The following is a 12913-nucleotide window of genomic DNA, read 5'->3' as shown; positions in this document are numbered from 1 at the left end:
AGGAATTTTCTGAATGTATAGTTTAGATTTTTTAGCATCGAATTTAGATGGTGTAGTTAAGGGTGATGGCAGTGTTGAGATAAAAAAGATTGCAACTTTATCTCAGGCTGGTGAAGGTGATATTTCATTTTGTACTAATCCAAAGTATTTAAAAGATTTATCTGAAACAAAAGCATCAGCAGTTTTGATAACTGAAGAGGCATTAGACTATTGTAATACTAATGCTGTGGTTTTATCTAATCCATATATGGCTTTGGCAAAAGTTATGGAGTTGTTTGATAAGTCGCCGCAGCCTAATGGTAAGATTCATAGTAAAGCAGTAATAGCGTCAAGTGCAGTTATAGGTGAGAATGTAACAATAGATGCAAATGCTGTGATAGGTGAAAATGTAGTGCTTGAAGATGATGTAACTATTGGTGCTTGTGCTACAATTCATGACGGCACTAGAATAGGCAAAGCTACAATTATAAAAAGTAATGTATCAATAGCTCATGATGTTGAGATTGGTTCTGATTGTATAATTCATCAAAACTCTACAATCGGCTGTGATGGCTTTGGTAATGCTCGAGATGAAGATGGTAGTTGGACAAAGATTCCTCAACTAGGTAGAGTTGTTATCGAAAACAATGTTGAGATTGGAGCAGGCACTACAGTTGATAGAGGAGCTATTGATGATACGGTCATTAAAGAAGGCGCTCGTATTGATAATTTAGTACAGATAGCTCATAATGTAACTATAGGTAGAAATACTGCCCTGGCAGGAGTTACCGCTGTTGCAGGAAGTACAAAAATAGGCAATAATTGTCTTATTGGTGGACAATCTGCAATAACTGGGCACATAACTATCTGTGATAATGCTGTAATTGGAGGTGCTTCAAATATAGGTAAATCTATAACTAAACCAGGCATGTATTATGCAGCATTTGAAGCTAAACCAAGGATTCAGTGGGGTAGATTTGTAGCTAAGTTATCTAAGATAGATAAACTAATGGCAAAAGTAAAAGAATTAGAAGAAAAATTAAAATAAGTAAGGATTGTTTAATGAGCCATTTTGATGAAAATAACAAGCAGATTGATATCATGGGAATCAGGGAGATTTTACCTCATAGATATCCCTTTGCCCTTTTAGATAAAATTGTTGATTGGAATATTGAAGAAAGATCTATTACAGCTCAAAAGAATGTGACAATAAATGAGGACTTCTTTAATGGACACTTTCCTGATTTTCCTGTAATGCCTGGGGTTTTGATTGTTGAGGCTATGGCTCAAGCAACAGCCATATTAGGTGAACTAATGGCTGAAACCTTATTTGCTCATGTAGTAGCAAAAGCTGGTGGAGGTAGAAGAACTTTTATGCTAGCTGGTATTGATAAAGTTAGAGTTAAAAGACCTGTAGTGCCTGGCGATGTGCTAATAATTGAATCAAGAATGGTAAAACAGAAAAATATTATTTGTACGGCAGAGTCTGTAGCAAAAGTAGATGGGCAAGTAGTTTGTTCAGCTCAATTAATGGCAGCATATAAGGATTATTAATCGTGATACATAGTTTGGCAGTAGTACATGAAAGTGCCAAGATAGCAGATAGTGCTATAATAGGGCCATTCTGTGTTATTGGAGAAAATGTTGTTATTGGCGAAGGTACAGAACTAAAAAGTCATGTAACTATTGGTGATAATACAATTATTGGTAAAAATAATCGTATTTTTCAATATGCGTCAATTGGAGATGATCCTATTGATTATACTTATAAGAAAGGTGAGTTTTCACAAGTTACTATAGGTGATAATAATATTATTAGAGAGTGTGCAACAATCCATGGTGGAACATCTAAGGAAATTGGTGTAACTTCGATAGGAAGTAATAATATTATTATGTGCTATGTGCATATAGGACATGATTGTAAAGTAGGTAATTATATAAATCTAGTTAATGGCGTTGGCTTAGCAGGGCATGTTCATATTGATGATTTTGTTATAATTAGTTCGAATGTTGGTGTTCATCAGTTCTGTAGAGTTGGTAAGCATGCTTTTATCGCTCATGCAGCATTAATAGGTAAAGATGTTCCTCCGTATCTTATGGTAACAGCAGTTACAGGAGGATCTACTCCTTGTGGAATTAATACCGAAGGATTGAAGCGTCGTGGCTTTACTCCAGAAGATATAAAGAAAATAAAAGAAGTTTATAAAGTTCTTTATCGTCGCGGGTTAATGATGAAGGAGTCAGCAGAAGTTATTAAAGATATGGCAAAAGATAATCCTATTTTAGAGCCATTTGTTGATGTTATAAGTACTTCTAGAAGGGGTATTTTAAGATAATGAGAATAGGTATTGTCGCAGGCGAGTTATCTGGCGATCAGTTAGGAGGAACCTTAGTCAAAGCTCTTAGACAAAAATATCCTGATGCTATTATAGAAGGTATCGGTGGTCCTAAGATGCAGGCTCAAGGTTTCAAAAGCTTATACCCTATGGATTCTCTTTCTTTAATAGGCTTTTTTGAGATTATATCAAAAGGCTTAAGTATTCTAGCTATCCGTAAAAAAATTATCAATCATTTTAAACAGAATAGACCTGATATTTTTATAGGTATCGATGCTCCTGATTTTAATCTTACAGTTGAAAAGGACTTAAGAGCTGCTGGTATCAAGACTATCCATTATGTTAGTCCTAAAATATGGGTTTGGCGTGAATACCGTATTAAAAAGATTAGAAAGGCTACAGATAAGATTTTGGCAATACTTCCTTTTGAAGTTGATTACTATAAGAAAAGACATAACTTCGAAGCAATATATGTTGGTCATCCATTAGCAAAAGATATACCAGTCAAGATAGATAGATCTAGTTATAGAGAAAATCTTGGATTAAGTGATATTTCTTTGCCTATATTATCAGTATTGCCAGGAAGCAGAAGTACAGAAGTAACAAGGCTTTTGCCTTTATTCTTAAATGCGTTAGATAAATTAGTAAAAGCAGGTTATAGTTTTCAAGCAATAATGCCTTTGGCAAAACCATCATTAGAGCCTTTGTTTGATAAATATAAAGAGCAGATTGATAACCTTGGTATACAAGTCTATAAAACAAACTCGCATGATGTTCTGAAAGCTTCAGATTTTAGTTTATTGGCTTCAGGAACGGCTACATTAGAGGCTATGTTGTGTAAATTGCCAATGGTTGTTGGTTATAAATTATCAACAATTTCTGCTTTTCTTGGAAGGCTATTGGTAGGAAGTCATAGTTATTGGGCTTTCCCTAATATTTTGCATAAGAGTGAGATTATTAAAGAATTAATTCAAGAAGATTGTACTGCGGATAATTTATTTATAGAATTGAGAAAATTATTTGATGACAAGCAAAGAAATGATTATATTGTACAAGAGTTTGAAAAAATCCATGAAAGTATGATCGTGGATACTGATGATAAAATAATCGAAGTATTAGATACTATGTTATTAGAAAAATCTTAATTTTTATAAGCTTTATATATATAATACTTGTGTAGAAAAAAATATACTTATTAGGTGCGTGATAAATGACATTAATGTTGGTTTTAGTTTTAATTTTAGTGGTGTTGATTATAGTAGATCTATATCGTAAAAGTCTTCGCATTAAGCAAAAAGATATTCTTGAAGGCACTCAACAAAGAGATAGTGAACAACTTCTAGAAAAAGCAAGAAGCTCATCTGAATATGCATATATTGAGAATGTACAACGTGAATATCCATTATTAAGAGATGGCTTCTTATTATTCTATTTTGAAGGAATAGAAAAAATTGAAGTAAAAGATTTGGCTACATTCTTAAAATATTATGGAGTTAAATATACTGATGAGAAAGTATTTCAAAAACTTAATTATAACGATGTGATATTTACTGTTTTACCTGATAATGAAGAGCAAGTGTTTGCTGATACAAAAACGGGTAGAGTAGATGGTATTATTGCTGTGATGAATTATAGAAAGTTAGCTAGTATGGAATATGATGTTAAAACTTGTTATGAGTTGATGATGGATATTTTAGAGGCTATGGGGAAATCTTTTCATGGTACATTGATGAATGAACATAGAATTAGGCTTACAAATAAAGATAAACAAAATTATCTAGAAGCTATACTATAATCAATAACTATTATTTATCAAAGATAAAAATCTAAAAAAGCTCTTACTTTTGGAATATCATATTCGTGAGATTGATAAAAAGTAAAGATCTCATATTCTCTAAATTTAACTTCTGGTAATACTTGTATTAAATAGCCATTTTGGATGTCTTTTTCAACTAATCTATCCCCAGTTAAAAAAAGTCCAATACCTTTCTTACAGGCTTCATTAAGAGCACTAAAATCATCAATAAATAATATTGGTGCAGAGCAGGGGTATAATCCCCATTTTTTAATGGTAGTTTTGTGGCAGGCTTTCTTAAAGAGTGGGATATAAAGGGATAGTCTAACAGATCATTTATTGATCTGGGTAAGCCATATTCTTTGATTAGTCTTGGTGATCCGCATAATATATTTGAGATTGGCTGCATTTTCTTATATCTAAAAGAATCTGTAATTGGAGGGATCTGTGGAAATCCGACCATTATATCGATGTCTTTTCTTGCTAAATCTGAATCATGCTCAGAGAATATTAATTCACATTGAATTAAGGGGTATTTTTTTACAAAGTCATTTAAATGTTCTAATATAAACTTTCTAGCAAGTATTTTTGATACAAGTATGGTTAATTTACCTTGAGGAGTTGCCTGCCTAGATTCAATAAATTCTTCTAGATTATTAGTTTCTTGGATTAATTTTTTACACTTATCTAACATTATTATTCCAAATGGAGTCAACTCTACATTTCGAGTATTTCTATAGAATAACTTTTCTGATAAGTAATTTTCTAAAGCAATAATTTGTTTGCTAACAGCTGTTGGCGATATACATAAATCATCGGCAGCATTTTTATAGTTTAGATGTTGGGCGACCTTTAAGAAGTATTTTATTTGAGAGTAATTTAGCATATTAAAGATATACAAACTATAAAACTTAATTTAATTATAAACTATAAGTTTATAGTTGATGAAATAATTGTAGTAAAAATCTCAGATAAAAGGTTTATACTATAGGAAAATAAATTAAAGCTATATAATTAGAATGAAATACAAATACCATCATGTAGGAATCCCTGTTACAGAACCTCGTCAAGGAGAACGTTATAGTCAAGTTATGGATATGTATACTTCAGGAGGAGAGTTGCCAGGAAGGATACAGTATCATAGGTTTGGACCTAATTGTCCATTAGATAAACTAATTCAAACACAACCTCATATAGCATATAAGGTAGAAGATTTAGAAGAGGTTATTAGGGATAAAAATATTCTTCTGGGTCCTTACTTTCCTATAGAAGGATTTAGAGTTGCAATAGTTGAATCAAATGGTGCTGTAATTGAGTTTATAGAAACTTATTTAACAGAAGAAGAAATTTGGGATGAAAAAAAGCATAAAGGCTCAAATATTTATCCCGATAAGGAGAAATAGATAATTTTTTATAAGGAAATAACTTAGATTTATTAGAATGTAATGGTGGGCCCAGTAGGACTCGAACCTACGACCTACGGATTATGAGTCCGGCGCTCTAACCAACTGAGCTATAGGCCCAAAACATAAGCAGAATTATATTTAAAATAATGCTAGTAGTCAATATTTATTTTGAATTTATTCGCTTTTTATTTATATATTTTTGAAGAGGTTCCAACAATGAGCGGATCTGGGGAAATGGCTACTTCAGAATCTTTGTTATCATAGTCTACAATACTTAAAATATGTCTTATAGCATTTAATCTTGCTCTTTTCTTATCATCTGATTTTACGATTACCCAAGGAGCGTATGGTTTATCTGTATAAATAAACATTCTCTCTTTAGCTTCAGTATAATCATCCCATTTATCAAGGGATGCTTTATCAATAGGACTAAGCTTCCATTGTTTTAGAGGGTGTGATTCCCTAGCTGTAAATCTATTTTTTTGCTCTTGCTGGCTTACAGAGAACCAAAACTTAATTATCATAGTGCCACTATCAACAAGCATTTTTTCAAGCTGTGGTGCCTGCTCTAGAAATGAGAAATACTCTCTTTCAGTACAGAACCCCATAACTCTTTCTACACCTGCTCTGTTATACCAAGATCTGTCGAAGAGGACTATTTCTCCTCCAGATGGTAAATGTTCAATATAGCGCTGGAAATACCATTGGTTTCGTTCTCTTTCAGAAGGCTTCTCAAGAGCAATAACTTTAGCACCGCGGGGGTTAAGATGTTCCATCATACGTTTAATGGTTCCACCCTTGCCAGCGGCATCACGACCTTCAAAAATAATTAATACTTTTTTGTTGTTTTCTTTTACCCATCGTTGGAATTTTAATAACTCTATTTGTAAGTGATGCTTCTGTTTCTCATAAACTTTACGAGGTATTTTATGTTTATATGGGAAAATATTTTCAACAAAAAGTTTTTGTCGCTCTTCTTGACTTAGAACTTTCATAAACAACACTCAAATAATTGATTTGAGTAATATATTAGCATATAGAGATAGTAAATAGATAGGTTAATTTCTTACAGGTTTTACGTTTAGTTTAAAGCTAAATAGTATATAAAAAATCATAAATAAAACTATAATGCTAATAATTGGTGAAGGTGTTTTCATAGGGTAAAGAATAACAGCTAAAAATGTTGATGCTGAGGCTAACATAGTAAATGTGAAAGTAAATAGTTTTACAGCTTTGCTATTACTTATATTTTCTGTCCTTGAAAGGTAGATGTATTTAATTGGTATAAATGAAAATATTGTTAATATTACTATAGTAAGTTCATTAACTAATTGCGAAGATTGGAAGCATAGCATAAACATTACAATAACATTCCAATAGCTTGGGAAGCCAACAAAGAAGTTATTGTTAGTTTTAGCATTAGGTTGGCAGAACTGATATGATGATGAAATTGTTATCATTACAACTATTGGTATTAACCAATCTTGGCTTACTACACCAGAAACATATATCCAAATGCAAGGCACGATAGAGTAAGTTGTAAAGTCAATAATGTTATCTAAAAGTGCACCATCTAATGGAGCAAGTTTTTTAATATCGACTAATCTGGCTAAACTTCCATCAATGGAGTCAATAAATATAGCCATAATAATACTAAACATAGAAAGCTTAATATAGTGATGGTGTAGACTTATTTGACCAGTGACACTAGCTTTTGCTGCTTCAATTGAAAAAATGATAGCTAATATACCAAATACAGCACCTAAGGATGTAAAAAGGTGTACTAGCCAGGCATATATTTTCTGAAATGTCTGCATTTTGATTGTTTTTTATAAGTAAATTTACGGAATTGTAGCAAAAATAATTAATAGTTTCTATTAATAACTAGATTAATCAGCTTTTCAAGCGTTGCAAGGTTCAAGTTTTCTTTCTTTAAAATATTTAATATATCGTCAATTTGTCTTTTTTTGCTACTGAGATAATTATTAGCCTCATCTAACCCCATTAAGGAAACATATGTTGACTTATTAGAAAAAATATCTTTAGCACTAGTTTTACCTAATTCATCAGATGTCTTTGTAACATCTAAAATATCATCTTTAATTTGAAAGCACAAACCTATTAATTCTGAAAGCTTAATTAAAGAAGTTTTTGTGCTAGAGCAGTGGTTGTCTAATGTTAAGTAAGGCAAAAGTATGCTTGCTGTAAACATTTTTGCTGTTTTATTTATATGAACAACTTCTAGAGAATCTAATTGTAGCTGTTTATTTTCACCTTCAATATCAAGTTGCTGGCCTGATACCATGCCAGCTGAACCACTACATCTGCTAAAGATCTTGGTGATATTTTTTAGTTGTGCAATATTGTTTACTTCAATATCTTGAATTATCTCAAAAGCTAAAGCTTGAAGCGCATCTCCAGCTAAAATTGCTGTAGCTTCATTAAACTTGATATGACATGTTGGTTTACCTCTGCGTATATTGTCATCATCCATAGCAGGCAAATCATCGTGAATTAATGAATATGTGTGAATTGCTTCTATAGCGAAGGCAATTCTATGACAATTGTTTATATCTATATTAAATATCTCACCTATGGCATAAACAAATTGGGCTCTTACTCTTTTGCCACCACTAAAAAAGCTATATTTCATAGCCTCTAGTAATGTACTTGACGGACATAAGATGCTTCTAAAAATATTTTCAGCAAAGTTGTTGAAGTCTATTAAGATATTTTTGGTTTTCATAAGAATTTTATAATATTATCATATTGCTTATCTAGAACATCACTATGTTTTCTAAAGGTTTTTAGTGATCCTGAAGACATTTTAACTCTAAGAGCGTTATCATTTAGGATTTTTAGTATATTCTTAGATAGATCTTTATTGTCTTTCACTTTTATTAATGCATGGTTATCTGTTAACTCTTTAGATATTTTACTAAAGTTAAATAAGCTTGCTCCACTAATTATAGGTTTTGCTAGTGCAGCTGGCTCAAGTAAATTGTGACCACCATTATCTATCAAGCTACCTCCGACAAAAGCGATATTAGAAATATAGTAGAGATCTAAAAGTTCGCCCATTGTATCACCAAGATATACTTGGGTATTACTTAGTATTTTATTTTTTGATAAACTTCTTTTTTGATATGAAAAAGATTCATCATTTATAAGTTTTTCAATTCTTAGAAACCTTTCTTTATGTCTAGGGACTATAATTAATAAGCATTCAGGGTATGTTTTTAAAATCTCTCTATGAGCTTTAAGTATCTCTTCTTCTTCACCTTGGTGTGTGCTACCAGCAATCCAAACAGTTCTATTTCCCAAACTCGCCTTCAAGTCGGACATTTTTTCTTGTAAATTTTCAGGAGTGATAAGGTTGTATTTTAAATTTCCTGTTAATGATATTTTATCTTTAGGAATACCTAAAGAATGATATCTTTTAGCATCTTTTTCTGTTTGAGCATTAACAAGAGAGATTTTACTAAATAAAAATTCTTTAGCAAAAGGTAGTTTTGTATAATTGCGCATAGATCTTTTTGATAGTCTTGCATTAGTTATTACTACAGGGATATTTTCGGCAAAGCATTTATTTAATATATTTGGCCATATCTCAGTCTCGATTATGATGAAGATTTTTGGATTTAGTTTTGTAAAAAAACTATTTATAAATGGTAGTATGTCATATGGGATATAAAGATGATGAACATTTTTATAATTTGAATATAATCGTTCAACAACATCACTACCTGTTGGTGTTGTCGTAGTGATTACAAAATTATCATCAGGATAGTTTTCGAGTAGCTTTTTGACTAAAGGTTCTGCAGAAACTGTTTCACCAACTGATACTGAATGTAACCAGATACAATCTTTAAGACGTATCTTGGTTTGGCCAAACCTTTCAGACCATCTTTTTCTATAATTAGGGTTTTTTAGGCTGCGACGTAGCTTCTTTAGGTATATAGCAGGTATGAAAATAGTAAAAAGGCTAGAATATATATGAGATAGAGTAAAATAAATAAAAGTTTTTAAATGTTTCACATTCCAACCTAAAGCTTTATTATTGATAGCACCTACATGTCAAAGTATTTTAACATATAATCTAAGATTTAGATAATCTGATATGTGATTAAATTTAGCTTAATACCTTAAGGATGTTTTTAAGAGCGATAGCTCTGTGGCTTATTTTATTTTTGTGCTCAAGAGAAATCTCAGCTAAAGTCTTATTTAGCTCAGGTAATGTAAAAATTGGATCATAACCAAATCCATGCTCACCTCTTGGCATATCAGAGATTTCTCCATTAAGAAATCCTAGAGTAGTAACAGGGGTTGGGTCTAGTGGATGTTTCACATAAGCTAAGGCACAGACAAACCTAGCACTTTTACATGAAGTATGATTAATTTTAGCCAAAAGTTTGTCGATATTAGCCTTGTCGTTACCATGCTCTCCAGAGTATCTTGCCGAATATATACCAGGCTCTCCATTTAGGGAGAAAACTTCTAGTCCTGAGTCATCTGCTATTGCAGGTAAGCCAGTATGTTCAGAGCAGTTACGAGCTTTTAAAATAGCATTTTCAATAAAGCTAAGACCAGTTTCATCTGCATCTGGGACATTAAATTCAGTTTGAGGTATTATTTTTACATTTATTTTTGCAAATATTTCTGTAAATTCTTTTATTTTTCCTTTATTGCTTGATGCAAGAACTATTTCTTTCATATTGATAAGCTCAGATAGTTTTATTCATTTGTATATATTAGCAATTGTATATATATTAGCAATTGTATATATATTAGCAATATTTGTTGTAAATGTTATTCTTTAAGTGATTTAAGGAAATTAAAGTAAAAATAATAAGAGGTTGTTATGAAAATATGTTTTATTGGTGGTGGAAATATGGCATCAGCGATGATTGCTGGGATGGTAGCACATGGCTATAATGCTAGTGATATTATTGTTTTTGATAGAAATGATAAGAAACGTGAGAGCTTAAATAAAAAACATTCTATTGCTACATCAGATTCTTTGGTTGAAACAGTTAAACAAGCAGATATATTGATATTAGCAATTAAACCACAAGGAATGGTTGAGCTTATTAAGGAGATTAGAGATTTAGTTACTACTAAACAAATAATAGTTACAGTTGCCGCAGGTATAGAAACTAGTGCATATGAAAAGCTTTTTAATAAAACAATAGCATTTGTTCGAAGTATTCCAAATACACCAAGTAGCTTAGGCTTTGGGGCTACTGGGATATACTTTAATAATAATGTAAAAGATACAGATAAAAATTTAATTATTGATATTATGAAAACTATGGGCGTAGTAACAGTTGTTGGTGATGAAAGCGAAATTGATATTATCGCTGCAGTGGCTAGTTCTGGGCCTGCATATTATTTTCAGTTTATGGAGCATATGATTAATTCTGCAGTAAAAGAAGGTTTGGCAAAATCTCAAGCTGAGAAGCTAGTTGCTCAAACATGTTTAGGGGCAGCACAAATGGCTTTAAATAGTGATGAAGATATTGCAACATTAAGAAAAAATGTCACATCAAAAAATGGTATAACATTTGAGGCTTTAAAGACTTTTGAAAGTTTTGATCTTGGCGGTATTGTAGATAAAGCAGTGAAAGCAAATATGAATAGAGCAAAAGAGTTAACTCAAGAATTTAGTAAAAGCTTATAATTTTACTAAGCTATTTTCTAAGATAATGTCAGTAGTTATAACTATTTCAAACGTAAATAAACATTTGCTTTAGTTACCTTGTGCGGTATACTTATAATGATAGGTGTACTGCCTAAATATGATTGATTTTTAATAAAATATAAAGGTATATAAGAACTATGAGATTATTATTGGCGGAAGATGATCTAAATCTTGGAGAAGGATTGCTAGAGGCATTACAAAAGGAAGGTTTTATCGTTAATTTGGTTTCTGATGGCGAGGCGGCTCAAACTTTTATAGAGTCTGGTCTTTATGATTTAGTAGTATTAGATATTGGTTTACCAATTAAAACAGGCTTAGAAGTCCTTAGAAATATAAGAAATAGGGGAGTAAAAGTGCCTATTCTTTTACTAACGGCTAGAGATGGTTTAGAAGATAGAATCAAGGGTTTAGATTTGGGTGCTGATGATTACTTGACGAAACCATTTGAGCTTAAAGAGTTAATAGCTAGAATTAAAGCTGTTTCTCGTAGGATTGACAAGAGAACTGGTAAGAAAATTACTGAAGAGATTAAGTTCGGCGATTATAGCTTTAATCCTAGTTCAGAAACAGTTACTAAAGATGGTGTTATCATTTCCGTATCGAAAAAAGAGCTAGCACTTTTGACTATCTTAGTGCAAAATGCTGGTCGAGTAGTACCAAAAACACAGCTTTTAGAAGAAGTTTATGCAACAGATAAGGAAATGGATACAAATACTTTGGAAGTACATATGCATAATTTAAGAAAGAAGCTAAACATCCCAGGCTTTATTCAAACAATAAGAGGGGTTGGCTATTTTGTACAAAAGGATAAAGTAATTAAGTAATCTTATGGAGTTATTTAATTATTTCTTAGACTTAGGTTTCACATTTTGGTTGTTATTTTTAACTATAGCTAGTGGTTTAATCTATGCTATAGATTATTTCTTTTTTCAAAAATCTCGATTAGCTCCTTATAAAGATCATTTAGATGGACTTAATAAAAAACAAAAAAGACAGTTCTATAAAGATAATGATTTAAAAGCACCATTTATAGCGGATCAGGCAAGATCACTATTTAGTGTTTTTATTATAGTATTTTTTGTTAGGACATTTTTTATTGGAAATTTTCTAATTCCAACAGCGTCAATGACGCCAACCTTACCTGTGGGCGATTTTATTTTTGTGAATAAAACAGCATATGGTATAAGAGCGCCATTTTCTAATGATACCCTAATAAATATGGGCGAGCCTAAACGTGGAGATATTGTCGTATTTCATTTTCCTGTGAATCCAAATGTTGATTTTGTCAAAAGAGTAGTAGGACTTCCTGGCGATGTAATATCTTACAAAGATAAGATGTTGACAATAAATGGTCACAAGCTTAAATATAGTGGTTGTGATAAAGATGTTACAAATTACTATAACCAATCTATGTCAAATGGGGCTGGTGATACCGTTTGCACTGAAGATTTAGATGGTGTTAAACATAAGGTTGATTGGGTAGAATCTGTTAAAGGAAATGATTTTGAAAATTTAAAAGTTCCTGCAGGGCATTACTTTGTTATGGGTGATAACCGTGATAATAGTGAAGATAGTCGTTACTGGGGATTTGTTCCAGAGCAAGATTTGGTTGGTAAGGCTAAGCTAGTATGGATGAGCTGGAATAAAATAGATAAAAAAGTTCGTTGGGATCAAATCGGAAAGGTCTTTTAGATAA

General features: G+C 31.7%; 16 protein-coding genes and 1 tRNA gene. 9 read left to right on the top strand and 8 right to left on the bottom strand.

Going from position 1 to position 12913, the window contains the following annotated elements; all coding sequences use genetic code 11:
- Positions 1–13 precede the first annotated feature (13 nt).
- The 5 genes from lpxD to F3D62_RS02230 all read left to right on the top strand — a co-directional run bounded on the left by lpxD (position 14) and on the right by F3D62_RS02230 (position 4110).
- On the top strand, positions 14–1027 hold the full coding sequence (gene lpxD / locus F3D62_RS02250; RefSeq protein ID WP_150466632.1) for a UDP-3-O-(3-hydroxymyristoyl)glucosamine N-acyltransferase: 1014 nt from the start codon (positions 14–16) through the stop codon (positions 1025–1027).
- A 14-nt stretch (positions 1028–1041) separates the two neighbouring features.
- The gene (fabZ, locus tag F3D62_RS02245) at positions 1042–1533 is read left to right on the top strand and encodes a 3-hydroxyacyl-ACP dehydratase FabZ (protein ID WP_150466631.1); all 492 of its coding nucleotides are present in this window, start codon (positions 1042–1044) and stop codon (positions 1531–1533) included.
- 2 nt (positions 1534–1535) lie between these two features.
- Positions 1536–2315 carry an acyl-ACP--UDP-N-acetylglucosamine O-acyltransferase gene (lpxA, locus tag F3D62_RS02240; protein ID WP_150466630.1) on the top strand — a complete coding sequence of 260 codons (780 nt, stop codon included), beginning with the start codon at positions 1536–1538 and terminating at the stop codon, positions 2313–2315.
- Positions 2315–3460, top strand: a complete 1146-nt coding sequence (lpxB, locus tag F3D62_RS02235) for a lipid-A-disaccharide synthase (protein ID WP_150466629.1) — start codon at positions 2315–2317, stop codon at positions 3458–3460. The genes lpxA and lpxB overlap by 1 nt, the downstream gene beginning before the upstream one ends.
- Positions 3461–3525: 65 nt before the next feature.
- Entirely contained in the window at positions 3526–4110 is a 585-nt protein-coding gene (locus F3D62_RS02230) for a cell division protein ZipA C-terminal FtsZ-binding domain-containing protein (RefSeq protein WP_150466628.1), read from the top strand.
- Positions 4111–4127: 17 nt separating this feature from the next.
- On the opposite strand, the gene F3D62_RS13230 is transcribed toward F3D62_RS02230, so the two are convergent.
- Positions 4128–4340 (bottom strand): LysR substrate-binding domain-containing protein, encoded by a 213-nt coding sequence (locus tag F3D62_RS13230; protein WP_411961310.1) that lies wholly within the window; start codon positions 4338–4340, stop codon positions 4128–4130.
- Complete coding sequence (locus F3D62_RS02220) at positions 4283–4996, bottom strand: LysR family transcriptional regulator (RefSeq protein WP_150466627.1); 714 nt, start codon at positions 4994–4996, stop codon at positions 4283–4285. The genes F3D62_RS13230 and F3D62_RS02220 overlap by 58 nt, the downstream gene beginning before the upstream one ends.
- 133 nt (positions 4997–5129) lie before the next feature.
- On the opposite strand from F3D62_RS02220, the gene F3D62_RS02215 reads away from it, so the two are divergent.
- Positions 5130–5513 (top strand): helicase, encoded by a 384-nt coding sequence (locus tag F3D62_RS02215; RefSeq protein ID WP_150466626.1) that lies wholly within the window; start codon positions 5130–5132, stop codon positions 5511–5513.
- Positions 5514–5556: 43 nt separating this feature from the next.
- Here F3D62_RS02215 and F3D62_RS02210 read toward each other — a convergent pair.
- The 6 genes from F3D62_RS02210 to rdgB all read right to left on the bottom strand — a co-directional run bounded on the left by F3D62_RS02210 (position 5557) and on the right by rdgB (position 10230).
- Positions 5557–5633: transfer RNA gene (locus F3D62_RS02210), tRNA-Ile, on the bottom strand.
- Positions 5634–5701: 68 nt separating this feature from the next.
- Complete coding sequence (ppk2, locus tag F3D62_RS02205; RefSeq protein ID WP_072711535.1) at positions 5702–6511, bottom strand: polyphosphate kinase 2; 810 nt, start codon at positions 6509–6511, stop codon at positions 5702–5704.
- Positions 6512–6574: 63 nt separating this feature from the next.
- Positions 6575–7339, bottom strand: a complete 765-nt coding sequence (locus tag F3D62_RS02200) for a CDP-alcohol phosphatidyltransferase family protein (protein ID WP_150466625.1) — start codon at positions 7337–7339, stop codon at positions 6575–6577.
- A gap of 41 nt (positions 7340–7380) precedes the next feature.
- Entirely contained in the window at positions 7381–8262 is an 882-nt protein-coding gene (locus tag F3D62_RS02195) for a polyprenyl synthetase family protein (RefSeq protein ID WP_150466624.1), read from the bottom strand.
- A complete protein-coding gene (gene waaA, locus F3D62_RS02190) occupies positions 8259–9554 on the bottom strand; it encodes a lipid IV(A) 3-deoxy-D-manno-octulosonic acid transferase (RefSeq protein WP_150466623.1) in 1296 nt (431 codons plus the stop codon). Before waaA ends, F3D62_RS02195 begins: the two co-directional genes overlap by 4 nt.
- Positions 9555–9648: 94 nt before the next feature.
- Positions 9649–10230, bottom strand: coding sequence for an RdgB/HAM1 family non-canonical purine NTP pyrophosphatase (gene rdgB / locus F3D62_RS02185; RefSeq protein ID WP_150466622.1), 582 nt, complete (start codon positions 10228–10230; stop codon positions 9649–9651).
- Between the two features lie 147 nt (positions 10231–10377).
- Here rdgB and proC point away from each other — a divergent pair, with 147 nt between their 5' ends.
- From proC to lepB, 3 genes are all read left to right on the top strand, one after another.
- Positions 10378–11196, top strand: coding sequence for a pyrroline-5-carboxylate reductase (gene proC / locus F3D62_RS02180; RefSeq protein WP_150466621.1), 819 nt, complete (start codon positions 10378–10380; stop codon positions 11194–11196).
- 158 nt (positions 11197–11354) lie between these two features.
- Positions 11355–12041, top strand: coding sequence for a response regulator transcription factor (locus F3D62_RS02175; RefSeq protein ID WP_150466620.1), 687 nt, complete (start codon positions 11355–11357; stop codon positions 12039–12041).
- Positions 12042–12045: 4 nt separating this feature from the next.
- The gene (gene lepB, locus F3D62_RS02170; RefSeq protein ID WP_150466619.1) at positions 12046–12909 is read left to right on the top strand and encodes a signal peptidase I; all 864 of its coding nucleotides are present in this window, start codon (positions 12046–12048) and stop codon (positions 12907–12909) included.
- Positions 12910–12913: the final 4 nt, after the last annotated feature.

Source organism: Francisella sp. SYW-9 (assembly GCF_008711465.1).
In the GTDB taxonomy this organism is placed as follows: domain Bacteria; phylum Pseudomonadota; class Gammaproteobacteria; order Francisellales; family Francisellaceae; genus Francisella.
This window is presented reverse-complemented; position numbering and strand designations above follow the sequence as displayed.

What these genes read in the sequence shown, in the direction of transcription:
- proC (WP_150466621.1), top strand. Translation starts at nt 10,378, where the DNA reads ATGAAAATATGTTTTATTGGTGGTGGAAATATGGCATCAGCGATGATT.
- F3D62_RS02175 (WP_150466620.1), top strand. Translation starts at nt 11,355, where the DNA reads ATGAGATTATTATTGGCGGAAGATGATCTAAATCTTGGAGAAGGATTG.
- fabZ (WP_150466631.1), top strand. Translation starts at nt 1,042, where the DNA reads ATGAGCCATTTTGATGAAAATAACAAGCAGATTGATATCATGGGAATC.
- lepB (WP_150466619.1), top strand. Translation starts at nt 12,046, where the DNA reads ATGGAGTTATTTAATTATTTCTTAGACTTAGGTTTCACATTTTGGTTG.
- F3D62_RS02215 (WP_150466626.1), top strand. Translation starts at nt 5,130, where the DNA reads ATGAAATACAAATACCATCATGTAGGAATCCCTGTTACAGAACCTCGT.
- ppk2 (WP_072711535.1), bottom strand. Translation starts at nt 6,511, where the DNA reads ATGAAAGTTCTAAGTCAAGAAGAGCGACAAAAACTTTTTGTTGAAAAT.
- rdgB (WP_150466622.1), bottom strand. Translation starts at nt 10,230, where the DNA reads ATGAAAGAAATAGTTCTTGCATCAAGCAATAAAGGAAAAATAAAAGAA.
- lpxD (WP_150466632.1), top strand. Translation starts at nt 14, where the DNA reads ATGTATAGTTTAGATTTTTTAGCATCGAATTTAGATGGTGTAGTTAAG.
- F3D62_RS02230 (WP_150466628.1), top strand. Translation starts at nt 3,526, where the DNA reads ATGACATTAATGTTGGTTTTAGTTTTAATTTTAGTGGTGTTGATTATA.
- F3D62_RS02220 (WP_150466627.1), bottom strand. Translation starts at nt 4,996, where the DNA reads ATGCTAAATTACTCTCAAATAAAATACTTCTTAAAGGTCGCCCAACAT.
- F3D62_RS02195 (WP_150466624.1), bottom strand. Translation starts at nt 8,262, where the DNA reads ATGAAAACCAAAAATATCTTAATAGACTTCAACAACTTTGCTGAAAAT.
- lpxB (WP_150466629.1), top strand. Translation starts at nt 2,315, where the DNA reads ATGAGAATAGGTATTGTCGCAGGCGAGTTATCTGGCGATCAGTTAGGA.